General features: G+C 70.0%; 27 protein-coding genes. 10 read left to right on the forward strand and 17 right to left on the reverse strand.

All coding sequences use genetic code 11. The annotated features are described in order from the left end of the window. From E1294_RS57385 to E1294_RS29530, 3 genes are all read right to left on the reverse strand, one after another. The coding region (locus E1294_RS57385; protein WP_132513777.1) for a DUF2000 family protein at window positions 1-124 on the reverse strand (124 nt) is incomplete at its 3' end. A gap of 147 nt (window positions 125-271) precedes the next feature. Then, the gene (locus E1294_RS29525) at window positions 272-1105 is read right to left on the reverse strand and encodes an SRPBCC family protein (RefSeq protein ID WP_132513779.1); all 834 of its coding nucleotides are present in this window, start codon (window positions 1103-1105) and stop codon (window positions 272-274) included. Beyond that, window positions 1098-1676: a winged helix-turn-helix domain-containing protein gene (locus E1294_RS29530; protein WP_132513781.1), complete on the reverse strand. Its 579-nt coding sequence runs from the start codon at window positions 1674-1676 to the stop codon at window positions 1098-1100. Before E1294_RS29530 ends, E1294_RS29525 begins: the two co-directional genes overlap by 8 nt. A 60-nt stretch (window positions 1677-1736) precedes the next feature. Between E1294_RS29530 and E1294_RS29535 the strand changes: the two genes are divergently transcribed. Continuing rightward, a complete protein-coding gene (locus E1294_RS29535) occupies window positions 1737-2606 on the forward strand; it encodes a helix-turn-helix transcriptional regulator (protein ID WP_132513783.1) in 870 nt (289 codons plus the stop codon). Between the two features lie 13 nt (window positions 2607-2619). Here E1294_RS29535 and E1294_RS29540 read toward each other — a convergent pair whose 3' ends face one another. Continuing rightward, on the reverse strand, window positions 2620-3651 hold the full coding sequence (locus E1294_RS29540) for a GDP-mannose 4,6-dehydratase (RefSeq protein ID WP_132513785.1): 1032 nt from the start codon (window positions 3649-3651) through the stop codon (window positions 2620-2622). A 249-nt stretch (window positions 3652-3900) separates the two neighbouring features. Between E1294_RS29540 and E1294_RS29545 the strand changes: the two genes are divergently transcribed. The 4 genes from E1294_RS29545 to E1294_RS29560 all read left to right on the forward strand — a co-directional run bounded on the left by E1294_RS29545 (window position 3901) and on the right by E1294_RS29560 (window position 8093). Continuing rightward, a complete protein-coding gene (locus E1294_RS29545) occupies window positions 3901-5145 on the forward strand; it encodes a glycosyltransferase family 4 protein (RefSeq protein WP_132513787.1) in 1245 nt (414 codons plus the stop codon). Window positions 5146-5175: 30 nt separating this feature from the next. Next, window positions 5176-5886: a class I SAM-dependent methyltransferase gene (locus E1294_RS29550; protein WP_181958570.1), complete on the forward strand. Its 711-nt coding sequence runs from the start codon at window positions 5176-5178 to the stop codon at window positions 5884-5886. Beyond that, window positions 5883-6965, forward strand: a complete 1083-nt coding sequence (locus E1294_RS29555; protein ID WP_165977539.1) for a glycoside hydrolase family 15 protein — start codon at window positions 5883-5885, stop codon at window positions 6963-6965. The genes E1294_RS29550 and E1294_RS29555 overlap by 4 nt, the downstream gene beginning before the upstream one ends. Window positions 6966-7097: 132 nt before the next feature. Then, window positions 7098-8093 carry a DUF1702 family protein gene (locus tag E1294_RS29560; protein WP_132513789.1) on the forward strand — a complete coding sequence of 332 codons (996 nt, stop codon included), beginning with the start codon at window positions 7098-7100 and terminating at the stop codon, window positions 8091-8093. 21 nt (window positions 8094-8114) lie between these two features. Here E1294_RS29560 and E1294_RS29565 read toward each other — a convergent pair whose 3' ends face one another. After that, window positions 8115-8744, reverse strand: a complete 630-nt coding sequence (locus E1294_RS29565; RefSeq protein ID WP_132513849.1) for a class I SAM-dependent methyltransferase — start codon at window positions 8742-8744, stop codon at window positions 8115-8117. Window positions 8745-8829: 85 nt separating this feature from the next. Here E1294_RS29565 and E1294_RS29570 point away from each other — a divergent pair, with 85 nt between their 5' ends. The 3 genes from E1294_RS29570 to E1294_RS29580 all read left to right on the forward strand — a co-directional run bounded on the left by E1294_RS29570 (window position 8830) and on the right by E1294_RS29580 (window position 10621). Then, window positions 8830-9282, forward strand: a complete 453-nt coding sequence (locus E1294_RS29570; protein ID WP_132513791.1) for a pyridoxamine 5'-phosphate oxidase family protein — start codon at window positions 8830-8832, stop codon at window positions 9280-9282. After that, window positions 9279-9470: a ferredoxin gene (locus tag E1294_RS29575; RefSeq protein ID WP_132513793.1), complete on the forward strand. Its 192-nt coding sequence runs from the start codon at window positions 9279-9281 to the stop codon at window positions 9468-9470. Before E1294_RS29570 ends, E1294_RS29575 begins: the two co-directional genes overlap by 4 nt. Before the next feature lie 62 nt (window positions 9471-9532). Continuing rightward, on the forward strand, window positions 9533-10621 hold the full coding sequence (locus E1294_RS29580; RefSeq protein WP_132513795.1) for a Zn-dependent alcohol dehydrogenase: 1089 nt from the start codon (window positions 9533-9535) through the stop codon (window positions 10619-10621). Between the two features lie 23 nt (window positions 10622-10644). Here E1294_RS29580 and E1294_RS53055 read toward each other — a convergent pair whose 3' ends face one another. The 10 genes from E1294_RS53055 to E1294_RS29625 form a co-directional block, all read right to left on the reverse strand. Next, window positions 10645-10782, reverse strand: coding sequence for a hypothetical protein (locus E1294_RS53055; protein WP_165977541.1), 138 nt, complete (start codon window positions 10780-10782; stop codon window positions 10645-10647). After that, complete coding sequence (locus E1294_RS29585; protein WP_132513797.1) at window positions 10745-11176, reverse strand: hypothetical protein; 432 nt, start codon at window positions 11174-11176, stop codon at window positions 10745-10747. The genes E1294_RS53055 and E1294_RS29585 overlap by 38 nt, the downstream gene beginning before the upstream one ends. 147 nt (window positions 11177-11323) lie before the next feature. Then, window positions 11324-12325, reverse strand: coding sequence for a sugar phosphate isomerase/epimerase family protein (locus E1294_RS29590; RefSeq protein ID WP_132513799.1), 1002 nt, complete (start codon window positions 12323-12325; stop codon window positions 11324-11326). 3 nt (window positions 12326-12328) lie between these two features. Further along, window positions 12329-13480 carry a Gfo/Idh/MocA family protein gene (locus E1294_RS29595; protein WP_132513801.1) on the reverse strand — a complete coding sequence of 384 codons (1152 nt, stop codon included), beginning with the start codon at window positions 13478-13480 and terminating at the stop codon, window positions 12329-12331. 11 nt (window positions 13481-13491) lie between these two features. Beyond that, window positions 13492-14538 carry an ABC transporter substrate-binding protein gene (locus E1294_RS29600; RefSeq protein WP_132513803.1) on the reverse strand — a complete coding sequence of 349 codons (1047 nt, stop codon included), beginning with the start codon at window positions 14536-14538 and terminating at the stop codon, window positions 13492-13494. Continuing rightward, on the reverse strand, window positions 14535-15566 hold the full coding sequence (locus E1294_RS29605; protein ID WP_132513805.1) for an ABC transporter permease: 1032 nt from the start codon (window positions 15564-15566) through the stop codon (window positions 14535-14537). Before E1294_RS29605 ends, E1294_RS29600 begins: the two co-directional genes overlap by 4 nt. After that, window positions 15566-17050: a sugar ABC transporter ATP-binding protein gene (locus E1294_RS29610; protein ID WP_132513807.1), complete on the reverse strand. Its 1485-nt coding sequence runs from the start codon at window positions 17048-17050 to the stop codon at window positions 15566-15568. The genes E1294_RS29605 and E1294_RS29610 overlap by 1 nt, the downstream gene beginning before the upstream one ends. 42 nt (window positions 17051-17092) lie before the next feature. Next, the gene (locus E1294_RS29615) at window positions 17093-18250 is read right to left on the reverse strand and encodes an ROK family transcriptional regulator (RefSeq protein WP_132513809.1); all 1158 of its coding nucleotides are present in this window, start codon (window positions 18248-18250) and stop codon (window positions 17093-17095) included. 225 nt (window positions 18251-18475) lie between these two features. After that, a complete protein-coding gene (locus E1294_RS29620; protein ID WP_132513811.1) occupies window positions 18476-19348 on the reverse strand; it encodes an SDR family NAD(P)-dependent oxidoreductase in 873 nt (290 codons plus the stop codon). A gap of 138 nt (window positions 19349-19486) precedes the next feature. Next, window positions 19487-20545, reverse strand: a complete 1059-nt coding sequence (locus E1294_RS29625) for an MBL fold metallo-hydrolase (protein WP_132513813.1) — start codon at window positions 20543-20545, stop codon at window positions 19487-19489. A 55-nt stretch (window positions 20546-20600) separates the two neighbouring features. On the opposite strand from E1294_RS29625, the gene E1294_RS29630 reads away from it, so the two are divergent. Next, window positions 20601-21446, forward strand: a complete 846-nt coding sequence (locus E1294_RS29630; RefSeq protein ID WP_132513815.1) for a glutathione S-transferase family protein — start codon at window positions 20601-20603, stop codon at window positions 21444-21446. Here the strand turns inward: E1294_RS29630 and E1294_RS29635 are convergent. Together E1294_RS29635 and E1294_RS54795 are read right to left on the reverse strand one after the other, a co-directional pair. Continuing rightward, a complete protein-coding gene (locus E1294_RS29635) occupies window positions 21394-22677 on the reverse strand; it encodes an MFS transporter (protein WP_132513817.1) in 1284 nt (427 codons plus the stop codon). The genes E1294_RS29630 and E1294_RS29635 overlap by 53 nt on opposite strands. Further along, entirely contained in the window at window positions 22674-23249 is a 576-nt protein-coding gene (locus E1294_RS54795; protein WP_220448001.1) for a winged helix-turn-helix domain-containing protein, read from the reverse strand. The genes E1294_RS29635 and E1294_RS54795 overlap by 4 nt, the downstream gene beginning before the upstream one ends. A 73-nt stretch (window positions 23250-23322) precedes the next feature. Between E1294_RS54795 and E1294_RS29645 the strand changes: the two genes are divergently transcribed. Next, a complete protein-coding gene (locus E1294_RS29645; RefSeq protein WP_132513819.1) occupies window positions 23323-23967 on the forward strand; it encodes a B3/B4 domain-containing protein in 645 nt (214 codons plus the stop codon). Window positions 23968-24063 lie beyond the last annotated feature (96 nt).

Genomic DNA, 24063 nt, shown 5'->3' on the forward strand with positions numbered 1-24063 from the left:
GCTCCCCCATGGTCTCCGGCACCCCGCCCCCGACCGCGCCGGACAGGAAGGCGGTGACGTTGAGCTTCTGCCATGTGGCCAGATCCGCGCGCACCACAATGCCGATCTTGGTATCGAATCGCATGACCCAAGTCTCAACGCCCCCGCCTGGCCGAGTCTTGAACGCTGGTGCGCGACAAGCCGAAGCGCGGGTAGAGGTGCCAAATCCTCGGGAACGGCGGGAGCGGAGGGTGGGAGCGGCCTGGCCGCAGGGCCGTCCGGGCACCGGAGGTTACGGCAGGAACATCGGCTGCCAGTCCGCCACCTCGTGGTAACGCCGCAGCTCCGCGAGCCCCGACAGGAACCCGCCCCACGCCGCGTACGGGGGCCGGCCCTCGTCGAAGCCGCTCTGCACCATCGTCAGCCGCGTCTTGCCGCCGGACCCCTCCAGCTCCCACGTCCCGACCCCCGCGTCCCCCCAGTCCACGGATAGCTTGCGTCCGGGCTCGAGTTCGACCACCTTGGCCGGGTCGGGGTTGTCGGCCAGCCCGCCCATGGCGAAGCGCCCGCCGACGTACGGCTCGATCTCGACGGGATAGCCGAACCACCGCGTCACCGCCTCCGAGTCGGTCAGTGAGTCGAACACGTCGGACGGCGAGGCGGCGATCGTGATCTGGGCCCGCATCTCCGAAGTGGAGAAGTCGATCCTGGGCGTGAGCTCGCGCCCTTCGAGGTGCTCGGCCAGGTTGGCGAGCGCGCAGCACCAGAACGTCTGCAGCACGCCTCTGATGCTCTTGCCGGTGATCACGTCCTGGAAGTCGAAGTGCGTCTGGGACACCGACACGATGGTCGCGTCGCCGTCCTCCTCCAGCGTGAACTCGGTGGTCGTCTCCTCTCCGTCGAGCAGCCACGAGAACCGCAGGGTGCGCTCGTCGGCGTGCAGCGGCCGCTGGTGCGGCGCGTCGCCTTCGGGGATGCTGTGTCCCCAGAACCCGAACGTGGCGGGCAGCGCCACCTCGGCGTGCTCGGCCAGCCAGACGCGCAGCGCGGCCGGGTCGGTGAGCGCGTGCCTGACCGTCTTGAGCGGCGCCTGGACGCGGACACGGATGATCATGGGCTCAGTCATCGTCTTGCTCTTCCTCTGAGTGGTCCGTGGTCTTGGGGTAGCAGGCGACGGCGATCTTGAAGGCGTCACCTTCCGCGCCGCCGTACCGGGTGAACAGGTCCTGCAGCATGGCCTGCAGTTCGGTCATAAACTGGTGCCGGTTCTCGTGGCGAACGTGGATCTCGCCGGACAGGCCGAGTGACGGCAACTCGGGCGCAGCCCTGTCGAGCGCCGCGATGTCCGCCTGCACCTCTTCCATGAGGTCGAGCAGGTAGCCGAGGCTCAGCTCGTCGCGCGCCTTGCGCAGCCCGATCCGGCCCACCAGGCGCGGCGACAGCCAGTACGACCGCGCGCCCGCCTGATAGATGCCCTCGCTGATCCCGCGGACCTTGCGCTCGGACACCAGGTCGACGAGACCGGCATCGACCAGCCTCTTGACGTGGTAGTAGACCCGCTGCGGCGTCTGACCGAGCCGTTCGGCGACCTGCGAGCAGGTGCGCGGCTCGGCCAGCTGCCGCAGCACCTCCACGCGCTGCGGTTTGAGCAGCGCCTCGGCCTGCTCGATCTCTTCCAGGTACAGGATGTCTCTCATCGCGAAAACTATCCTTTACGTAAAAATACTTCTTGTCAATAGAGAGGGGAGAATGGGGACATGGCGCAGGACTGGTCGCGCTACTGGCGCTCACCCGACCGCCCGCTCGAGGCCATGCACGCCCACTTCGAACGGCACGTCTACCACCGGCACAGCCACGAGACCTACTCGTTCGGGGTCACGGAGACCGGCGCGCAGTCGTTCACCTGCCGGGGTTCCGCGCACACCAGCGCGGCGGGCATGATCATGGCCTTCAACCCCGAGGACCCGCACGACGGCCACGCCACCGACGCCCTCGGGTTCACCTACCGGATCGTGCACATCGGCCCCGAGCTCATCTCCGGCACCCTGACGGACGCGACGGGCCGCCTGACGGGCCTGCCGCTCTTCACCGAGCCCGTGGTCGACGACCCCGGCCTGGCGGGCGCGCTGCGCGCCCTGCACGGTGCCCTGCTGGGCGAAGCGCCGTCGCTACGCCGCGACGAGCTGCTCACGACGACGATCACCCGGCTCGTACGCCGCGCCGCCATCCGTCCGATCCACCCGGCGAGCCCGGCGGGCAGGTCGGCGCGGGTGGCGCGACAGGCCAGGCAGCTCCTGTACGACCGCCTGATGGACGATCTGACCATCGACGACCTGGCCCGCGCCACCGGCGCCAGCCGCTACACGGTCTACCGTGCCTTCCACGCCGAATACGGCCTGCCGCCGAGCGACTATCAGCGCCAGCTACGGCTCAGGACCGCCCGCGCGCTGATCGCCGACGGCGTCCCCATCAGCGAGGCCGCCACCACGACGGGTTTCGCCGACCAGAGCCACCTGACCCGCTGGTTCACCCGCTACTTCGGCCTGACCCCAGGCGCCTACCGCCGAGCCGTCCAGCCCGACGCGAGCCAACGACGGCGACTGGCAGACCGCGCGGCTGTGCCGTAAGGAAGAAAATGGTTCATGGCCAGGAAGAATCCTGATCGGGGTCGCCGCCGTCGGTGAGGAGCCGCAGATCAGAGTCGACCATCATGGCGACGAGCTCGTCGAAGGACACCTTCGGCTCCCACCCCAGCTGCGCGCGCGCCTTCTTCGGGTCGGCGCAGAGCAGGTCGACTTCGGCCGGCCGGTGCAGCGCCTGGTCGGTCACGACGTGCCGCTCCCAGTCGAGCCCCGCGGCCGCGAACGCCGCCTCCACCAGTTCCCTGACCGACTTCATCCGCCCTGTCCCGATCACGTAGTCCTCGGGGGTGGCGGCCCGCAACATCAGGTGCATAGCCTTGACGTAGTCGCCGGCGAAGCCCCAGTCGCGCCGGGCCTCCAGGTTGCCGAGGCGTAGCTGCGTGGCCAGCCCCAGCTTGATTCTGGCCACCCCGAGCGACACCTTCCTGGTGACGAACTCGGCCCCCCGCCGCGGCGACTCGTGGTTGAACAGGATCCCGGACACCGCGAACATCCCGTACGACTCGCGGTAGTTCTGGGTGAGGAAGTGCCCGTACGCCTTCGCCACCCCGTACGGCGAGCGCGGGTGGAACGCGGTGCTCTCGGTCTGCGGGGTCTCGCTGACCTGGCCGAACATTTCGGAGGATGAAGCCTGATAAAAGCGGATCTGTCCGGAGGAGCCGGCACCCCCGCCGCCCCGCGACACGCCCGAACACACGCGGATGGCCTCAAGCATCCGCAACACGCCCATTCCGGTCACCTCGGCCGTGAGCTCGGCCTGCTCCCACGACATGGGCACGAACGAGATCGCGCCCAGATTGTAGACCTCGTCGGGCTGGACGCGTTCCACCGCGGAGATCAGCGAACCCTGGTCGAGCAGGTCGCCCCGCACCACGCGTACGTCGGCGAGCAGCTTGCGCATCCTGGACACCCGCGGGTTCGCCTGCCCCCTGGCCAGCCCCCAGACCTCGTAGCCCTGCTCCAGCAGGTGCTCCGCCAAGTAGGAACCATCCTGGCCGGTGATGCCGGTGATCAGAGCGCGCCTGGCCAAGGGGTCCTCCAACGATCGCGTCCCGCGTCCCTTTGGGACGGGAATGTACAGCTAAGAGCCCTGATAGGGCATCAAGCCGCCTAGAACGCGTTCCACCGAACCACGCTCGGTTACTGTAACTTCGCAGTTCGCACGGCCTGTGAGAGCCACTGTGAACAATTCTCGGCAACCTACCGGATGGTAGCCTTCTCGGACTAAGGTCATCTTTACGGTACACGCCCGTCTCTGGGCCTTACCGGCGAGAAAGGGGTGTCCGTGCGGGAGCGAACGCTGCGGATCGCGCTGCTGTCCTACCGCAGCAAACCCACCTGCGGTGGCCAGGGCGTTTACCTCCGCCACCTGAGCCGTGAGCTCGTCGCACTCGGGCACCACGTCGAGGTGTATTCCGGCCAGCCGTACCCCGAGCTCGACGACGGCGTCATCCTGCGCGAGGTGCCCAGCCTCGACCTCTACCGCGACGAAGACCCGTTCAGAACGCCCAAGCTGCGCGAATTTCGCGACTGGATCGACTGCCTCGAAGTCGGCACCATGTGGACGGCCGGGTTCCCCGAGCCGCTGACGTTCACGCTGCGGGCCTACCGCGAGCTGAAGAAGCGGGTCGGCGACTTCGACGTCGTACAGGACAACCAGACCCTCGGCTACGGCCTGCTGGGCATCCAGAAGTTGTTCCCCGTCGTCGGCACCATCCACCACCCGATCAGCGTCGACCGCCGCATCGAGCTCGAAGCCGCCCGCCGCACGAAGAAGCTGACCATGCGCCGGTGGTACGCGTTCGTCAAGATGCAGGCCCGCGTCGCTCCCCGGCTGAGCCCGATCCTGACCGTCAGCGAGTCGTCGCTGGCCGACATCCACCGCGACTTCAACGTCCCCCAGGCCAACATGCGTCTGATCCCCCTCGGCGTCGACACCCGCTATTTCCACCCCCGTCCCGGCAAACCCAAACGCAAAGGGTCCATCGTGGCGGTGGCCAGCGCCGACTCGCCGATGAAGGGCGTCGCGACGCTGCTCAGAGCCGTGGCGAAGCTGGCCACCGAACGCGACGTCAACCTCACCGTCGTCAGCAGGCCCACCCCCGGCGGCCCCACCGAGCAGCTCGTCCAGGAGCTGTCGCTGCAGGACCGCGTGCGCTTCGTGCACGGCATCTCCGACGACGAGCTGGGCGAGCTGATCGCCACCTCGGAGATCTCCGTCGTGCCCTCTCTCTATGAAGGCTTCTCGCTGCCCGCCGTCGAGCACATGGCCTGCGGCACGCCCCTGGTGGCCAGCCGTACGGGCGCGCTGCCCGAGGTCGTGGGCGACGCGGCCGTGAAGGTGCCGCCGGGTGACGCCGAGGAGCTGGCCGCGGTGCTGCGCCGCCTGCACGACTCCCCCGGAGAGCGCGAGCGCGTCGGCAAGGCCGGATACGACCGCGTCATGGAGCGCTACACCTGGCACGTCGTGGCCAAGAGGACCGTCGAGGCCTACCGCGAGGCCATCGCGGCCCGCGCGAGCTGACCAGAACTCGATCACGAGGAGAAGCGACAAGTGCTGACCGTGGACTTCGACCGGTTTCCCGTCGGCCCCGGCGTACGCGTGCTCGACCTGGGCTGCGGCGGCGGCAGGCACGCCTTCGAGGTGCTCCGCCGGGGCGCGGACGTGACCGCGTTCGACATGGATCAGACGGAGCTGGACAGCGTGGCGGCCATGTTCGCGGCCATGGACAAGGCGGGCGAGGTGCCCGAGGGCGGCGCCGGGGAGACCGTCCAGGGCACGGCGCTCGACATGCCGTTCGAGGACGGCGCCTTCGACCGGGTCATCGCCGCCGAGGTGCTGGAGCACATCCCCGACGACATGGCGGCCATGCGTGAGATCTTCCGCGTGCTCAGGCCCGGCGGCACGGCCGCGGTGACCGTGCCGAGCTTCCTGCCCGAACGTATCTGCTGGGCGCTGGACGAGGACTATCACACGGCGCCGGGCGGACACGTGCGCATCTACACCCTGGCGGAGCTGTCGGCCAAGCTGAAGTCCGCCGGGTTCGTGATCGGCCCGCACCACCACGCCCACGGACTGCACGCGCCCTACTGGTGGATCAAGTGCGCGATCGGCGTCAACAACGACGACCACCCGCTCGCCAAGGCGTACCACGAGCTGCTGGTCTGGGACATCATGAAACGCCCTGCCGCCACCAGGATCGCCGAGGCCGTGCTCAATCCGGTCATCGGCAAGAGCGTGGTCCTCTACGTCCGGAAGCCATGATCTCCCACGCGGAGGTCGTGCGTACGGCCGAGAGCATCGCGGCGATCCAGCAGCACGACGGCGGCGTGCCGTGGCCGGAGGGCCACGTCGACGCGTGGAACCACATCGAGTGCCTGATGGCGATGTCCGTCGCCGGGCTGGCGGAGCCGGTACGCCGCGGCTACGCCTGGCTGGCCCGCCACCAGCGCGCCGACGGCTCATGGCCGATGAAGCTGGTCGACGGCGTGCCGACGGAGCTGGGCGGCGAGACCAACCACGCCGCCTACGTCGCCGCCGGCGTCTGGCACCACCATCTCGTCACCGCGGACCAGCGCTTCACCGAGGAGAGCTGGCCCATGGTCAAGGCCGCGCTCGACTACGTGGCGGGGCTGCAGACCGAGCGGGGCGAGATCGTCTGGGAGCGCGACGCGCGGGGCAGGCCCTCGGCGTACGCGCTGCTCACCGGCTGCTCCTCCATCCACCAGGGGCTGCGCTGCGGCGTGCTGCTCGCCGACCGTCTGGGCGACCCGCAACCCCACTGGGAGCTGGCCGCCGACCGGCTGGCGCACGTGCTGGCGGCGCATCCCGAGGCGTTCGCGGACAAGAGCCGCTTCTCCATGGACTGGTACTACCCGGTGCTGGGCGGCGCGGTGCGCGGGCGGCAGGCGTACGAACTGCTGGAGCGCGAGTGGGCGACGTTCGTGGTGCCGGGGCTCGGCATCAGGTGCGTGTCCGACCAGCCGTGGGTGACGGGAGCTGAGACCTGCGAGCTGGTGCTGGCGCTCGACGCGCTGGGCGAGCGGGACCGGGCGGCCGCGCTGTTCGCCGACGTGCACCATCTGCGGCACGAGGACGGCTCGTACTGGACGGGGTGGCAGTACGCCAACCGCAGGCACTTCCCGCACGAGCGGTCCGGCTACACAGCGGCGGCGGTCGTGCTGGCGGCCGACGCGCTGCTGGGGATCTCGCCGGGATCCGGGCTGTTCCGCGACATCGCGGGAACCTCCGTGTTCGACCCGGACGTCTGCGGCTGTGCCGCCGGGACAGGCCGGCGCCTGCCTCCCCCGGTGGCCGAGGGGCGCCCGGGCGAAGGCGTCTGACCTGGTACTTCGGCGGGTCCACAAGGGCTTTTGCGGGTTCTTTGCCGGGGAAATCCGGTGCGCCGCCGATGAAAGGCCCAATGAGGTAACTAGCTTCGTCAGTGGCCGGTACGAGACGTCTTCGGGGGAAGCGTGGGCGACACGGGCACAACAACGTTCTTGGACCAGGTCAGGACTGAGCCGACACTGTCTCCGGCGCGCGGATGGCGGAGGTTCCTGGCCAAAGACGCACGGGAATCCGATCTGGGCCGGCGAAGGTTCCGGCTCCGAGAAGGAGCTTCTCCGACAGAATTCGCCGACGCCGAAAAGTCGTACGTTTTCGGCTTCAACGCGGTGATGTCGCGAGAAATCGAGAAGATTGAGGAAGTCTCGGCTGAGCAGCGGCCCTTCGGCTACGAAGGGGCCGCCGCCGCCTGCACCGTCCTCGACCTTCTCACGCTGACCCGGGGCCGGCGCCTTCACGAGCTACTGGCCGGCCCCGCCCAGCACCACCGCCACGCCGCCTACCTCGGCGCCGGCCGTGGGTACGCGCTGCTGCGGCTGCGGCCCTTCCGGGGCGCCCGGCGCGCCCATCCGCTGCTGCGCTGGCTTGCCGTCGACGGGTTCGGGTTCCAGTGGAGCCTGGCCAGGGCGGACCGGATGGTGGGCGAGCGGATGATGCCCGACCTGCTCACCAGGGCGCACTGCGCCGTGTTCGACCAGGGGCTCGGGCGGCTGCTGTGGTACCACGACGGCGCCTCGGCCGGCGACCTCGCCGCCAGGGTCGCCGGGTTCCCCGCGGGGCGGCGGGCCGATCTGTGGAGCGGGATCGGGTTCGCCGCCACCTACACGGGCGGGGCCGAGACCGACGAGTTGTGGTGGCTGGCCGAGCACGCGGGCGGCGACGGGTTCCGGGCACACCTGGCGCAGGGGTGCGCGTTCGCCGTGGCCGCGCGGCTGCGGTCGGGCCCGCTGCCCGGCCACACGGCGCGGGCCGTGCCGATCCTGGCCGGCACCGACCCGGAGGAGGCGGCCTCGTGGACCGACCGGGCGCTCATCGCGCTCGGGCACGAGGCGCACACGCACGAGGACTTCCGCAACTGGCAGGCACAGACCCGCCGCTCATGGACCCGCCGCCTGCGCACCTGACCATCGGGGCCGCCCAGCCGGTCAGATTCCCTGGCCGACGCGCTCCAGCACGCGGAGCGAGTCGTGCACCGCCACCTCGGCGAACGCGCCCGACGCCAGCGCCCGCTGGTAGACGCGGTAAGGGCCCTGCCCGCCGTCGGCCGGGTCGGGATGGACGTCGTGGAAGGCCAGCGCGCCGCCCTCCATCACGTGCGGCGCCCAGCCCTCGTAGTCGAGGGTCACCGGCTCGTCGGAGTGGCCGCCGTCGATGAACAGCATGGCGAGCGGGGTGTTCCAGAGCGCGGCGACCCGGTCCGACCTTCCGACGACCGCGATCACCTCGTCCTCCAGGCCCGCCGCCGCGATCGTGGCCCGGAACGTCGGCAGTGAGTCCATCTTCCCGAACCGGAGGTCGATCAGCGTCGGGTCGTGGTGGGCCCAGCCCGGCTGGATCTCCTCGGAGCCCCGGTGGTGGTCGACGGTGACGACCACGGACCCTGCCTGCCTGGCCGCCGCGCCGAGGTAGATCGCCGACTTGCCGCAGTAGGTGCCGATCTCGCAGATGGGGCCGAGGGCGCCGTAGCGAAGGGCCGTCTCGAAGAGGGCGATCCCCTCCTCGGAAGGCATGAATCCCTTGGCGTGCTCGGCCGCGCGGAGCAGCTCTGACGGCATGGTCATGGCATGCACCCTAGCCCAACCGAATAGCATTCCGTCTGACTCTTGCCCGGCACTTCTGCAACCTGTTCTACTTGGCAACGTGAATCAGCGCGCTCGCATCGCGATGTCCGACGACGATGTCACCGCCTTCCTGGAGGCCGCACACAAGCTGCAACTGGCCACCATCAACGGGGACGGCACGCCGCACCTGGTGACCATGTTCTACGGGCTCTCCGAGGGACGGATCGCCTTCTGGACCTACGCCAAGTCGCAGAAGGCCCGCAACCTCGCCCGCGACCCCCGGCTGACCTGCCTCGTCGAGACCGGCGACGCCTACGACGAGCTGCGCGGCGTCCTGGTCTACGGCAAGGCCGGGCGGCTGGACGACCGCGACCGCGTCATGGACGTCGGCATGATGGTCGCCCGCAGGACGACGCCCGGCGTGCCGGACGAACTGCTGCGCCCGTACGTCGAGAAAACCGGGCTCAAACGGGTTGCGTACGTCGTCGAGCGCACCAAAGTGGTCTCATGGGATCACAGGAGGCTCGCTTGAAAGTCACCGTGGATGAGCTGGTCTGCGAGGCCAACGCCGTGTGCATGGGCCTCGCGCCCGAGGTGTTCGAGGTGGACGACGAGGACCAGCTGCACATCCTGCTTCCCGAACCACCGCCCGAGATGCAGGACCGCGTCCGCCACGCGGTGAGGTCCTGCCCCAAGGCCGCCCTTTCGCTGGAGGAATAGCCCGACGGGGGTTCACCGCCCCCGGCACCCCCCGCACCCGTCCCACCGAGGAGGAACTCCACATGCGCGCCGCGATCCTGCACGCCGTAGGCAACGACAAGCTCGACATCCGCGACGACGTCACCCTGGCCCCCGTCGGGCCGTCGGACGTACGCGTGCGTGTCAGGGCGACGGGCGTCTGCCACTCGGACCTGTCGGCCATGAGCGGCGTGCTCCCGCAGCCCGTGCCGCTCGTCCCCGGCCACGAGGGCGCGGGCGAGGTGGTCGAGGTGGGCGAGCATGTCACCTCCGTCAAGCCGGGCGACCACGTCGTCATCAGCTGGCGCCCGGCCTGCCAGGAGTGCGACCTGTGCGTGGGCGGCCAGCCGTACCTGTGCATGAAGTACGTGATCGAGTCCTTCAGCAAGGGCAACTTCCGGCTCGGCGGCGACGAGGCGACGGTGTTCGGGATGGCGGGGTGCGGCACCTGGGCCGAGGAGATCATCGTGCCGTGGCAGGGCGCCATCAAGATCGACGACGACGTGTCGTGGGAGGCGGCGGCCCTGATCGGCTGCGGCATCACGACCGGCGTGGGCGCCGCCATCAACACCGCCAAGGTCCGTCCCGGCTCCACGGTCGCGGTGATCGGCTGCGGCGGCGTCGGCCTGTCGGTCATCCAGGGCGCCCGGCTCTCCGGCGCGCGCACGATCCTCGCGGTCGACCCGCTGGAGTCCAAGCACGAGCTGGCCAAGAAGGTCGGGGCCACGCACGCGGTGACGCCCGAGCAGGTCACCGAGGCGGTCAACGAGCTCACCGGCGGAGCGGGCTTCGACTACGGGTTCGAGGTCGTCGGCAAGTCGGCCACGATCCAGAGCGCCTGGCAGGTCACGCGGGCGGGCGGCGACGTCGTCGTGGTCGGCGCGGGCGCGGCGGACGACATGGTGTCGATCTCGGCGTTCAGCCTGTTGTTCGAGGGCAAGAACCTCCTGTCCAGCCTGTACGGCGAGGCTGACGTACGCCACGACTTCCCCTATTTCGCCAAGCTCCACAAGGCCGGCAGGCTCGACCTGGAATCCATGATCAGCTCACGCATCCGCCTGGCCGACCTGAACGACGCGGTCACGGCCCTGCGCGGCGGCGAGGTCCTGCGCCAGATCGTCATCATGGACTGACGAACCCGCCCGGCCCTTCACCGTTAGGGGCGGGCGGGCACGATGCGGGCCGGCGGCGATTCGCGGGTGTCCCAGCGGGTGCTCGCCAGGCGGCGCTCCGTCAGCGTGAGCAGGTCGAAGACCTCACGAGCGAGATACCCCCTGGTGTTCCTCTCGACCATGCTTCGGATGCAGGATGCCCGCCGCCGAGAGTTCTTCCAGGGCCTGCCGTGCGGCCGGGTGCGTGACAGAGAGCAGGCCCTGCACCGTTCTGGCCGTCACGAGCGGCGCGGCGGGCAGGAAGTCCAGCAGGCGCACGACGGCCGAGTCAGCCCGGGGCACCGGCCGCAGCCCTTGGGATTCGCGGAAACGGCGGTGCCGCTCATGCCACTCTTCGCGCATCTCCTCAAGCTCGTCCGCGAACCTTTCGGCTTGCTCAGCAGCGGTCACGGTCGCCGCCAGGAACACGCGGAGCCACGCGTCGATCCCCTGTCGGGCCTCTGGCGACCCGGCGTCTCCGGCGTACCTGTACGCCGTCAGGCCGCGGATGTAGGCGTCCGATCGGGTGAGGAGCACCAGGCTGATCGGAAGGATCGCACGGGTGGTCAGGCCGCGCCGGGTGAGAACCGTGTGGACCATCACCCGGTGGAGGCAGGACGAACTCCGCGTCCAGCGGCAAGCGCGGCGCGCCGGCCGAGACCGGTGGCGCGCCGCGCGGAGGGGCTACTCGGTGGAGAAGGCGGCGTCGAAGGCCGTGGCGGGCGGAGTGATCGAGTTGAGCGTGCGGATGTAGCCCAGCGCCTCCTTGGCCCCGTCCAGCCGGTCCATGCCGGCGTCCTCCCATTCGATCGAGATCGGGCCGTCGTACCCGATGGAGTTCAGTGCGCGGAAGCAGTCTTCCCACGGCACGTCGCCCCGGCCCGTGGAGACGAAATCCCAGCCGCGCCGCATGTCGGCCCACGGCAGGTGCGAGGACAGGCGGCCCTTGCGGCCGTCGCCGACGCGCATGCGCGTGTCCTTGCAGTCGACGTGGTAGATGCGGTCCTTGAAGTCGAGGATGAACGCCACCGGGTCGAGGTCCTGCCAGACCATGTGCGACGGGTCCCAGTTGAGCCCGAACGCCGGCCGGTGGCCGATGGCCTCCAGCGTGCGCTGGGTGGTGTAGTAGTCGTAGGCGATCTCGCTCGGGTGGATCTCGTGCGCGAAGCGCACGCCGACCTCGTCGAAGACGTCGAGGATCGGGTTCCAGCGGTCGGCGAAGTCCTGATAGCCGGCCTCCACCATCGAGGCCGGCGTCGGCGGGAACATGGCGACGGTGTGCCAGATCGACGAGCCGGTGAAGCCGACCACCGTGTTCACGCCCAGCAGCGCGGCGGCCCGCGCGGTGTTCTTCATGTCCTCGGCGGCGGCCTGGCGCACCGACTCGGGGTCGCCTTCGCCCCAGATGCGTGCGGGCAGGATGGCCTTGTGACGCTCGTCGATGAGGTCGCAGACGGCCTGGCCGACCAGGTGGTTGGAGATGGTCCACACCTTGAGGCCGTGCTTGTCCAGCTGGGCGCGCTTCTGCTCCGCGTACGACGGGTCGGCCACGGCCTGGGCGACGTCGAAGTGGTCACCGGAGCAGGCGATCTCCAGGCCGTCGTAGCCCCACTCCGCCGCCAGCCGGCACACCTCCTCGAACGGCAGGTCGGCCCACTGTCCGGTGAACAGCGTGACGGGTCGCATGAGTCAGTCCTCCACGTTCGTGTAGCGGCTGCCCTCAGCCGCGCTCCGCTCGACCGCCGCCAGCACCCGCTGCACCCGCAGCCCGTCGGCGAACGACGGCGTGGGATCGGCTCCGGTGGCGATCGCCTCCAGGAAGTCCTTGACCTCGTGGGTGAAGGTGTGCTCGTAGCCGAGCCCGTGCCCGGGCGGCCACCAGGCACCCACGTAGGGATGGTCGGGCTCGGTGACGAGCACGCGCTCGAAACCGCCTCCACCCGCGCTGAACCACAACTCGTTCATGGCCTCGAAGTCGAACGCGAGGCTGCCGCGCGAGCCGTTGATCTCGATGCGCATGGCGTTCTTGCGCCCGGTGGCGAAGCGGGTGGCCTCGAACGAGGCCACCGCCCCGCCCGAGAGCCGGCCGATGAACAGTGCGGCGTCGTCGACGGTGACCTGTCCCGTGGCGGAGGTGCCGGTCGCGCCGAGCCCGGCCGACTCGGCCGCCAGCGGCCGCTCCTTGATGAACGTCTCCGTCAGAGCGGACACGCCCACCACGTTCTGTCCGGTGATGAACTGGGCGGCGTCGACGATGTGGGAGCCGATGTCGCCGAGCGCCCCGGCCCCCGCCTTGTCCTTCTGTAGCCGCCAGACCAGCGGGAACTCCGGGTCGACGATCCAGTCCTGCAGGTATTGCGCCCGCACGTGCCTGATCTCGCCGAGCCTGCCCTCCTCGACGTACCGGCGGGCGAGCGCGACCGCGGGCACCCGCCGGTAGTTGAAGGCCACCATGCTTTTTCCCGGCGCGGCCGCGGCCGCCCGCACCATGGCCTCGGCCTCGGCGACGGTGTTGGCCAGCGGCTTCTCGCAGAGGACGTGCTTGCCGGCTTCCAGCGCGGCCACGGCGATCTCGGCGTGCGAGTCGCCCGGCGTGCAGATGTCGACGATCTGCACGTCGTCGCGCCTGACCAGCTCTCTCCAGTCCGTCTCGACGGCGTCCCAGCCGAGCTGCGCGGCGGCCGCCTCAGTGCGCTCCTTCGACCTGCCCGCGAGCACCGCCATACGCGGTGCCAGCGGGAGGTCGAAGAAGGCCCCCACGCTCCGCCAGGCCTGCGAGTGGACGCGACCCATGAAGGCGTAGCCGACCATGCCCACGCCGATGGTGGTTCTGTCTGACATGCAACCCCCGATCAGGATTCGAAGCCGAGCGACAGGTACTTCTCGACGTTCTCCTTGGTGATGGTCTCGGACGCGAGTGTGATGGACTGCGGAACCTGGTTCTCCACCAGATCACTCATGCCCTTACCCTGTGCTATCAGACGTGCGAGTTTGATCGCCGAGGAGGCCATCGTGGGGCTGTAGGTGACGGTGGCCTGCAGCACCGAGGTGCCCGACTGGATCTCCTTCATCGCGTTCAGCGAGCCGGCCCCGCCGACCATGATGAACTCGTTCCTGTTGGCCTCCTTGATGGCGGCGAGCACGCCGACACCCTGGTCGTCGTCGTGGTTCCACAGCGCGTCGATCTTCTTGTGCGCCTGCAGCAGCGACGTGGCCACCTCGTTGCCGGTCTCCACCGTGAACTGCGCGTCCTGCTTGGCGGTGACGCTGAACCCGTACGTCTTGAGCGCGTCGGCGAAGCCCTTGGTGCGGTCCTGGGTCAGCGGCAGCGTGGCGATGCCCTGGATCTCGACGATCACCGGGTTCGACACGCCCTTGTCCTTGAGCTGCTTGCCGATGAAGTGCCCGGCTGCCACGCCCATGCCGTAGTTGTCGCCGCCGACCCACGTCCGGTAGGCCAGCTTGTCGGGGAAGACGCGGTCGAGGTTGACGACGGGGATGCCCGCCTCCGTGGCCTGCAGCGCGACCTGGTTGAGCTGCTGGCCGTCGTTCGGCAGGATCACCAGCACATTCACCTTGGCCGCGATGAGCGACTCGACCGCGGAGATCTGCTGGTTGATGTCGTTCGTCGGCTCGACCGGCTTGAACTCGACGTCGGTGTACTGCTTCGCGGTGGCCTCGGCGTTCTTGGCGATGGCCGCGATCCACCCGTGGTCGGCCGCCGGCGCCGAGAAGCCGATCACCACCTTCTGGCCCGGCTCGTCGTTGCCGCCGGCCGCGGGGGCGGGAACGGCGGCCGCGCTGGTCGGCGCGGCCTCGGGCTCGTTGCTGGTGCAACCCGCCGCTAAGAGTGCGGCTCCGCCGACGAGGAATCCCCTGCGCGCGACGTTCTCACTCATGGTGCTCTCTCCTTCAGGTTCCGCCGCTGGAGAAGGACGGCGGCGACGATGATCAGGCCCTTCGCGATCAGCTGATCGCTGGTGTTGAGCCCGTTGAGAATGAACAGGTTCGTGATGAGCGTGAAGATCAGCAGGCCCAGGATCGAGCCCATGATCGTGCCCCTGCCCCCGGTGAGCAGCGTGCCGCCGATGATCACGGCGGCGATGGCGTCGAGTTCGTACAGGTCCCCGTGGGTGGACGAGCCCGTCGTCGTGCGGGCCATGATGAGGATGGCGGCGATGCCGCAGCACATCCCCGACAGGGCGTAGAGCAGCATCGTGTGCCTGCGCACGTCGATCCCGGCGAGCCTGGCCGCCTCGGGGTTGCCTCCGACCGCGTACGTCCGCCGCCCGAACGTCGTGCGGTTGAGCACCACCCAGCCGAGCGCCACGACGAGCGCGAAGATGTAGACCAGCAGCGGGATGCCCAGCACGCGGGTGGTCGACAACTCCACGAGGGCGGCGTTGTCGGCGTCGATGAGCTGGGTCTTGCGGTCGGACATGCGCTGCGCCAGCCCGCGGGCGGCGACGAGCATGGCGAGCGTGGCGATGAACGGCACGAGCCGCCCGTAGGCGATGAGCAGCCCGTTGACCAGCCCCGCCCCGGTGCCGACGAGGATCGCGCAGATCGCCATCACCACCGGCCCGTACGACTGCGTGGCCACCGTCGTCGCCCATACCGACGCCAGCGCCATGACCGCGCCCACCGATAGGTCGATGCCGCCACCGATGATCACGAACGTGGCCCCGACCGTGATCACGCCGATCGTGGCGGCCAGGGACAGGATGCTGACCAGGTTGGAGGCGGTGGCGAAGTTGTCCGGCCGGGTGACCAGGCCGACGACGACCAGCAGCGCCAGCGCGCCGAGCAGGCCGAGATGCCGCATCTCGCCGAGGCCGCCCAGCGAACCCAGCCCGGGTATGCCTTTCCGCGACGGCCTGCCGCCTCCCGCGGCCGAGGGCGCCTGCGCTTTCGTGGGCTCGCTCATCACGCCGCCCTCCCATTCATGATCATGTCGAGTACGCCGTGCTCGTCCAGCCCGGCGGCGTCGCCCTCGTGGATGACGGTCCCTTCGCGCAGCACCAGCACGCGGTCGGCCAGGCCGAGCACCTCGGGCACCTCGCTGGAGACCAGCAGCACGCCTATGCCCTGCTCGGCCAGGTTGCGAATCACCGCGTACAGTTCGGCCCTGGCGCCCACGTCCACGCCCCTGGTGGGCTCGTCCAGCAGGAGGAGTTTGCGGCTGCCGAGGAGCCAGCGGGCGAGCACGGCCTTCTGCTGGTTGCCGCCCGACAGGGTCCTGATCGGGCGTTCGGGGTCGGGTGGCCGGATGTCCAGCATCTCCGCCAGCCGTCCGGCCTCCTCCCGCTCGCGTTTCCGGTCAAGCCAGCCGAACCGGGCGAACCCCGTCAGGCTGCCCAGGGTGATGTTCGCGGTGACGCTCTGGTCGAGGAGCAGCGCCTGGGCCTTGCGTTCCTCGGGTGCCAGGCCCATGCCGCGCCGTACCGTGCCGACGACGCTCCGGCGCACGGGCCGGCCGGCGAGCAGCACGCGGCCGGTGGCGGGGCGGGCTCCGTACACCGCCTCGAGGATCTCCGACCGCCCGGAGCCGACGAGCCCGGCCAGCCCGACGATCTCGCCCGCGCGCACGGAGAAGGACACGCCGGAGAAGACGCCCGGCGAGCTCAGCCCTTCGACCTTGAGCACCTCCTCCCCCGGCGACCGGCCCGCCTTGGCGGGGAAGACGTATTCGACGTTCCTGCCCGTCATGAGGGAGACGATCTGCGTGGTGGGGGTGTCGCGGGCGGACAGGCCGACGGCGACCGTACGGCCGTCCTTCAGCACGGTGACCCGGTCGCCGATCTCGCGGATCTCCTCCAGGCGGTGGGAGATGTAGACCACGGCCACGCCCTGGGCGGTGAGCTCACGGATGATGCGGAAGAGGTTGGCGACCTCGTCGTGGGCGAGCGCCGCCGACGGCTCGTCCATGATGATCAGGCGGGCGTCGTGGGAGAGCGCGCGGGCCATCGAGACGACCTGCTTGGCCGCCGGTGACAGCCGGCCGACCTCGGCCGACGGGCGGATCTCGCCGTGGCCGAGCCGTTCGAGCACCTCGCGGGCGGCGCGCCGGGCGGCCGGCCTGTTCACGAAGCCGAAGCGGGCGTGCTCGTGGCCGAGGAAGATGTTCTCGGCCACGCTGAGCCCGTCGACCAGGTCGAGCTCCTGGTAGATGGTGGCGAAGCCGAGCCTGATGGCGTGGATCGGGCTGCTCGGGCGCACCTCGGCGCCGTTGAACACGATCGTGCCCTCGTTGGGCTGGTGCACTCCGGCCAGCACCTTGATCAAAGTGGACTTGCCGGCGCCGTTCTGGCCGAGCAGGCAGTGCACCTCGCCCGCCCGCACGTCCAGGTCGACGCCGTCCAGCGCGCGCACGCCGGGGAACTGCTTGACGATGCCCTTCATGACCAGCATCGGAGATCCCTTTCAGCGTTCTCGTCGGGCGTTTCGTTCTGCTCAGGCGTTGACGATGCGGTTGATGTTGTCGGGGGACAGGTAGTGCTCGATGGCGAGGATCCCGGCGCCGAGCACGGCGGCGTTGATGCCCGTACGGCTGGGCGTGATCGACAGGTGGTGCGTGGCCAGCGGGAGGGATCTGCGGTAGACCGTCTCCCTGATCCCGGCGAGCAGGTGCTCGTGCACTCGCGACAACGCCCCGCCGATGACGATGACCTCGGGGTTGAAGAAGTTGACCAGGCTGGCCAGCACCTCGCCGATGAGCCGGCCCGCCTCCCTGACCAGCCGCAGCGCCTGGGTGTTGCCGGCCTGCACCAGCGCCACGACGTCGCCCCCGGTCTCGGCGGCCAGGCCGAGCTCGGTGAGCCGCCGGGCGATCGCGGCGCCGCCGGCCACGGCCTCCAGGCAGGCGCTGTTGCCGCACCGGCAGCCGGCGTCCTCGTGGCCGCTGACCCTGATGTGGCCGATGTCGCCCGCCGAGCCCTGCGCGCCCCTGTGCAGCCTGCCCTGGGCCACGATGCCGCAGCCGATGCCGGTGCCGACCTTGACGAACAGCAGGTGGCCGGTGCCGGCGAAGGAGTTGCGGTGCTCGCCGAGCGCCATCACGTTGACGTCGTTGTCGACCAGCACCTCCACCCCGTCGAAGTAGTCGGGGACGGGGTAGTCGTTCCAGCCGGGCATGATGGGCGGGTTGTTCGGCCGCCCGGTGGCGAACTCGACGGGGCCGGGAACCCCGATGCCGACGGCGCGCAGAGCGGACCTGGGCCGTCCCGCCGCGCCGAGCAACCGGTCGAGCCGCTGGTCGACGTGGGCGAGCACCTTCTCGGGGCCCTCGCCGATCACCATCGAGTCCTCGCACTCGGCGAGCACGTCGCCGGAGATGTCCATCAGCGCGACGCGGCAGTGCGTGGCGCCCAGGTCGACGCCGGCGAAGGCGTGGTCCTCGGTGTGCAGGCGCAGCTGCCGCGGCGGCCGCCCGCCGGTGGACTCGCCGCTCTCGGTCTCCTCCACCAGGCCGCGCTCGATCAGCGCGTCGACCCGCTGCGAGATCGTCGATCTGGCCAGGCCGGTGAGCCGCGCGAGATCGGAACGGGTCGTCGCCGATCCGGCGCTGATCAGCGTCAGCACGTCACCGGCGGAGCCCGGCTGGGGGGTCATGTGGCGACAATAAGATCACCGATACGGCAAATCAAGAGTATGGATCGCCCAAACTCGCCCAACTTCCGCCGAAGATCGAACAAAGCTTGCCTTTTTTGGCCCACTCCCGACATTCCCGACATTCGGCTGGTGCCCCAGAAACGACGAAACCGGCCCCCGCCACAGGCGAGGACCGGCCGCCCACGAGACCGCCGCGTTCGGAGCGCCGTCTTCAGAGCATGGCCTTCAGAGCATGGCCTTCATCGAGTCACCCGCCGTGAGCACGTACGGCTGCTCGGCCATGATCGCCTCCCAGTTGCCGGCGATCGTCTCGGGCGTGAGATCGTCGGTCTTCCAACCGGGCCCCTCGGCCACGAACACCCGCGCCACCCGGCCGCCGCCGACGCTGAACACCTCGCCGCTGACCTCGCACGAGTCGTGCACGAGACAGGCCACCAGCGCGCTCACCCGCTCGGGCGTGAACTTGGCCTCGAACTCGGCCGGCAGCAGCGCCTCGGTCATCCGGGTCCACGCGATGGGGGCGATGGCGTTGGCCTTGATGCCGTTGCGCGCGCCCTCGATGCCCAGGGTCTTGGTCAGGCCGACCAGGCCCATCTTCGCGGTCGAGTAGTTGGCCTGGCCGAAGTTGCCGAACAGGCCCGCCGGGCTGGAGGTGTTGACGATGCGGCCGTAGCCCGCCTCCTTCATGAGCGGGTAGGCGGCCTGGGCGACCAGATAGGAGCCGCGTACGTGCACGGCGAGCACGCCGTCGAAGTCCTCGACCGTCATCTTGCCGAACGACTTGTCGCGCAGGATGCCCGCGTTGTTGACGACGATGTCGACCTTGCCGAACGCGTCGACGGCGGTGCCCACGATGGCCCTGGCGCCCTCGGGCGTGGCGACGTTGTCGGTGCTGGCGACAGCCTGGCCGCCGTTCTTCGTGATGAGCTCGGCCACCTCGGCGGCGGGCCCCGCGGAGGCGCCGGTGCCGTCGAGCGCGCCCCCGAGGTCGTTGACCACGACCTTGGCCCCGCGCTCTGCCAGCAGCAGCGCGTGCGACCTGCCGAGGCCGTGCCCCGCCCCCGTGATGATCGCGACCTTGTCATCGAACCGAAGCATCGAACCTCCCAGGCAGGAGAACAACATTCTGGTACGAGTACGATAACCCGGCCCCCGGTTCCAGCGCTCGCCCGGCGCTCGGGAGCCTACGTCCCAGCGGCCCCGGTCTGACCGGGAACCACAGGTCCGGCGCCCCGGTCAGACCGGGAACCACAGGTCCGGGTCGCCCGCCACCCGGCGCACCCGTCCCCTGGCCTCCAGCCAGGCCAGGTGCGCGAGCGTCTCGTTGTTGGCCGCACGCCGCATGAACGGCGGGATCGTCTCCCACGGGCGCGACCAGGTCAGCCGGGTGGCCAGGTCCCAGCAGGCGGCGCCGTCGAGCGAGCCCACCACCCGCTCGATCTCGGCCAGCCGCTCGTCGTGGTGCGCCATCACGTTGTCGACCCGCTCGGCCAGCTCCAGGAAACGGTATTCGTGCGCGGGCAGCACCTCCTCGACGTCCAGTTTGCGTACGGCGGCCAGCGAGTCGAGGTAGTCGGCCAGCGGGTTGGGGCCCGACTGCGGGTGCACGGCCACGATCGGCGTGATCTTGGCCAGCACGTGGTCGCCGGAGAACAGCACCCTGCGCGCGGGCGAGACGAAGCACAGGTGCCCGGGCGAGTGGCCGGGCGTCCAGACCGCCCGCAGGTCCCAGCCGGGCAGCCCGAGCTCGTCGCCGTCCTCCACCAGCCGGTCGGGCTTGGCCATGGTGACCACGTGCCGGATCATCATCGAGGCCCCGGCCAGCTCGTCCAGCGTCAGCGCGGGCACCCCGCAGCGGCGCAGCAGCTCGCGCTCCCGTTCCACCAGGGAGTCGATGGCCGCGTCGTCGTAACGGTCGCGGACCAGCCGCGCGTCGGCCGGGTGCAGCGCGATCCACGCGCCCGACATCTCACGGACCCGCCCGGCCAGCCCGTAGTGGTCGGGGTGGATGTGCGTGACGAGCACGCCCTTGACGTCGGTGATCGCGTAGCCGGCCACGGCCAGGCCGGCGACGAGCGCGTCGTACGCCTCGTCGGTGTTCCACCCGGCGTCGACGATCGCCACCCCGCCGGGCAGCTCCAGGACGTAGACCAGCACGTACCGCAGGGGATTGACCGGGATCGGCACCGGCACGGACCACAGCCCCGGGCGCACCCGTTCGACCTCGGGGATCGCCCCGCCGGCCCACGCGTCCCGCTGTGCCACATTGGCAGGGGTCACCACGAATTTCGTCATGGCCTCGATTGTGCCCGAACGAGGTTCGGCATCCGAATCATGTTCTACTAGGACTATGAAGCCGAGCCGCGAGCTTTCCGACACTGGCCGCTTCGTCCGGCAGCCCAACCGTTTCACGGACCGGCTCGGCCCGCCCGAGCCGGGACGGTACCGGCTCTACGCCTCCTACGCCTGCCCGTGGGCGCAGCGCGTGCTGATCGTGCGATCGCTCCTCGGGCTGCAGGACCTGCTGGACGTCACGATCGTCGATCCCATCCGCGACGAGAAGGGCTGGCGCGTTCCCGGCGGCGACCCGGAATATCTCTCGGAGCTCTACCACGCGACGGACCCCGGCTACACGGGCCGTTACACCGTCCCCTGCGTCTGGGACGCGAAGGACGAACGCATCGTCACCAACGACTTCCCCCAGATCACCCTCGATCTGGAGACGTCATGGGGCACCGCGCCGAACCTCTACCCGGAGCGTCTGCGGCCGGACATCGCCATCATGAACGACCGCCTCTACCACGGCCTCAACAACGCGGTGTACGAGGCCGGCTTCGCCCGCGACCAGCAGGTGTACGAGGAGGCCGTCACCCGCGTCTTCACCACCCTCGACTTCCTGGAGGTGCGCCTGGCGGGGTCGGAGTTCCTCTTCGACACGCTCACGGACAGTGACGTGCGCCTCTACACGACCCTCGCCAGGTTCGACACCGTCTACTACGCGCACTTCAAGTGCTCCGTCAGGCGGCTGATCGACTATCCGGCGCTGTGGGCGTACGCGCGCAGGTTGTACGCCGTCCCGGCCTTCCGCGAAACCACCGACTTCGACCAGATCAAGCGTCATTACTACATCACCCAGACCACCATCAACCCGAGCCGGATCGTGCCGGTAGGGCCCGAGCTGGACTGGAGCCTGTAGGCGCGGGCATCCGGACGAACAACAGCGCCGAGGCCAGCATCACCACCGCCACGACACCCCACGCGGCGGCGAGGCCTGCCTGCGCGGCCAGGGCGCCGAGCGTGAGGTTGGCCAGGGTCCCGCCGGACTGCAGGGCGATGGAGCTCGTCGAGGTGACCGTGGTGCGCTCGGCGGCGGTGACGGTCTTGTGGGTCAGCTCCAGGCAGAGCACGCCCGTCAGCGAGACGCCGACGAACAGCACGACGTAGGCCAGCGCCGCGCTCAGCGTTCCCGGCAGGCCGTCCAGGCCCGCCGTCGCGGCCAGCGCGCCCACGGACAGCGCGGCCAGCACCGTCCCCGCGACCGCTCCCCCGGCCGAGCCGCCGGCCAGCCGTGCCACGCGCGGCACGAGCGCGCTGCCCATCGCGCTGCCCGCGAAGCCGAGCGCCGCGACCACGGCGTAGGCCAGGCTGCCCTCCTCCGCCGTGCCCGCCAGCTCGGCCAGCCGTCCGGGGGTGAGCAGCTCGATGGCCATCAGCACCGCGCCCGTCGCCGCCGCGACCATCATGAGCCTGCGCAGCAGCGCGCGGCCCGCGGCCAGCCGGATGCCACCCGCCACCGTCACGGGCACCTCGCGCAGGACGCTCGACAGCGTACGGCGCCGGTGGGCCGGCTCGGGCAGCGCGAGCATCACCACGAGCAGCAGCACCGCCGCCGCGACGGCGCCCAGCAGGGACGGCGCGGCCAGGGGGAGGATCAGCGAGGGCGGCACCAGGAGCGGCAGGACGCCGCCCGCCAGGACGCCGGCGCACAGGGCCACGGCCTCCATCGCGCCGCCTCTGGCCAGGCCGGGCTTGAGGTCGGCATCGCGGCCCTCGATGCCGTGCAGCGTGTCGACGTACCAGGAGGTGGCCGGGCCGCTGGACAAGGCCCTGGCCACGCCTTTCAGCACGCTGCCCACCATGAACATCCCCAGCGTCGTGGACACGCTCATCAGCGCCAGGCCCGCGACGGTGAACACAGCCGAGGCCGCCAGCACCACGCGCCGCCCCAGGACGTCGGCCAGCCCGCCGGTGGGCAGTTCGAGGCTCACGGTCACGATCGAGAACACCGTCGTCGCCAGCCCGATCTCCGCCAGGCCGAGACCTCGCTCGGTCATCAGCAGCACCTGGGCGGCCATCGCGAGCCCGAGCGGCAGCCAGGTCAGGAAGCTGACGAGCATGTAGCGGCGTAAGGCCGATCGCGCGGTCACCGCTCGTCCCGCTCTTCTTCACGGAGGCGTGGCACCGCGCCGAACCAGACGGAGACCTGCCTGGCGGCCGGATCGGCGGCGTAGCGGGTGGAGAGCTCGCCCACCAGCTCCTCGACCTTGTTCTTCAACTCCCGCACCGCCGCGGGCGGCAGCGAGAGGACGTGGTCGCTCATCCCGGACACCTCCACCCAGTCGTCGGCCCAGTCGCCGGGGTCGAACGCCTCCATCAGCCGCCCGACCATCTCGGCCTGCCGCAGGTGCACGACCTTGACGGCCTCGCGGCCCTCCTCGGTGCCGGACAGCTCGACGGCGTCCCACGAGGTGTAGCGGTGGCGGGCCCGCCACCGGCGCTCGCGCCCGTCGCGCCGGTCGGGGTCCTCTTCGATGAAGCCGTACTTGAACAGCTCGCGCAGGTGGTAGCTGGTCGAGCCGGAGCTCTCGCCGACCTTGCGGCCCAGCTCGCTCGCCGTGGCCGGCCCGTCGTTGCGCAGCAGGCCGAGCAGGCGCACCCGCAGCGGGTGGGCGACGACCTTGAGCACCTGCGCGTCACTGATTTTGTACTGCTCCTCCATGCCCTCCACCGTAGACCGCAAAGGTAATTTTGCAAAGTGTATTTGGCGATTTCCCTGCTCATAAACTGTGGGGATGCTTGACGACATCCAGGTGGACGACGCGGTCTTCGCGCTGCGCCCCGACTTCGCGGTCCTCGTCATGGCCGCCCGCGACCTGCGCAACGGGCCCACCGACGAACGCTCACGCGCCTGGCTCGCCGAGGCCTCGGCCGTCCCCGTCCAGACCGACAAGATCGGCGCCTGGAAGGACGCCTACCGCGCGTTCGGGGCCAAGCCGCAGCGCACCAGGCCCTCGGTCGACGCGCTCACCCGCCGGATGCCGCTGCCGGAGATCAACCGGGTCGTCGACGCCTACAACTCGATCAGCGTGAAGCACGCGCTGCCCATCGGCGGGGAAGACCTCGACCGCTATTCCGGCCCGGCACGGCTGGTCAGGGCGAGCGGCGACGAGGCGTCCGAGGAGGCGCTCGGCACGCCCGACCCCGGCGAGGTGATCTGGCGCGACGACCTCGGAGTGACCTGCCGCAGGTGGAACTGGCGCCAGGTGGTGCGCACCCGGCTCACCGAGGAGACCACCAACGCGATCTTCCTGCTGGAGCGCCTGGAGCCGATGTCGCTGGAGGACCTCAAGCAGGCGGGCGAGGAACTCGCGGACCTCCTGTCCGAGTTGTCCCCTCAGGCGCGGATCGCCAGCAGATTGGTGTCTGGAGGGAAGTAAACCTCCGGACAGGGTGTTGATACCAAATAGTGATAATTGCGCCACCCCCCGGGTTGACGAGGGGGTCGTGACCTCATCGCGCTGTCCTGAGAGGAT

This window comes from Nonomuraea diastatica (assembly GCF_004349015.1).
Classification (GTDB): Bacteria; Actinomycetota; Actinomycetes; order Streptosporangiales; family Streptosporangiaceae; genus Nonomuraea; species Nonomuraea diastatica.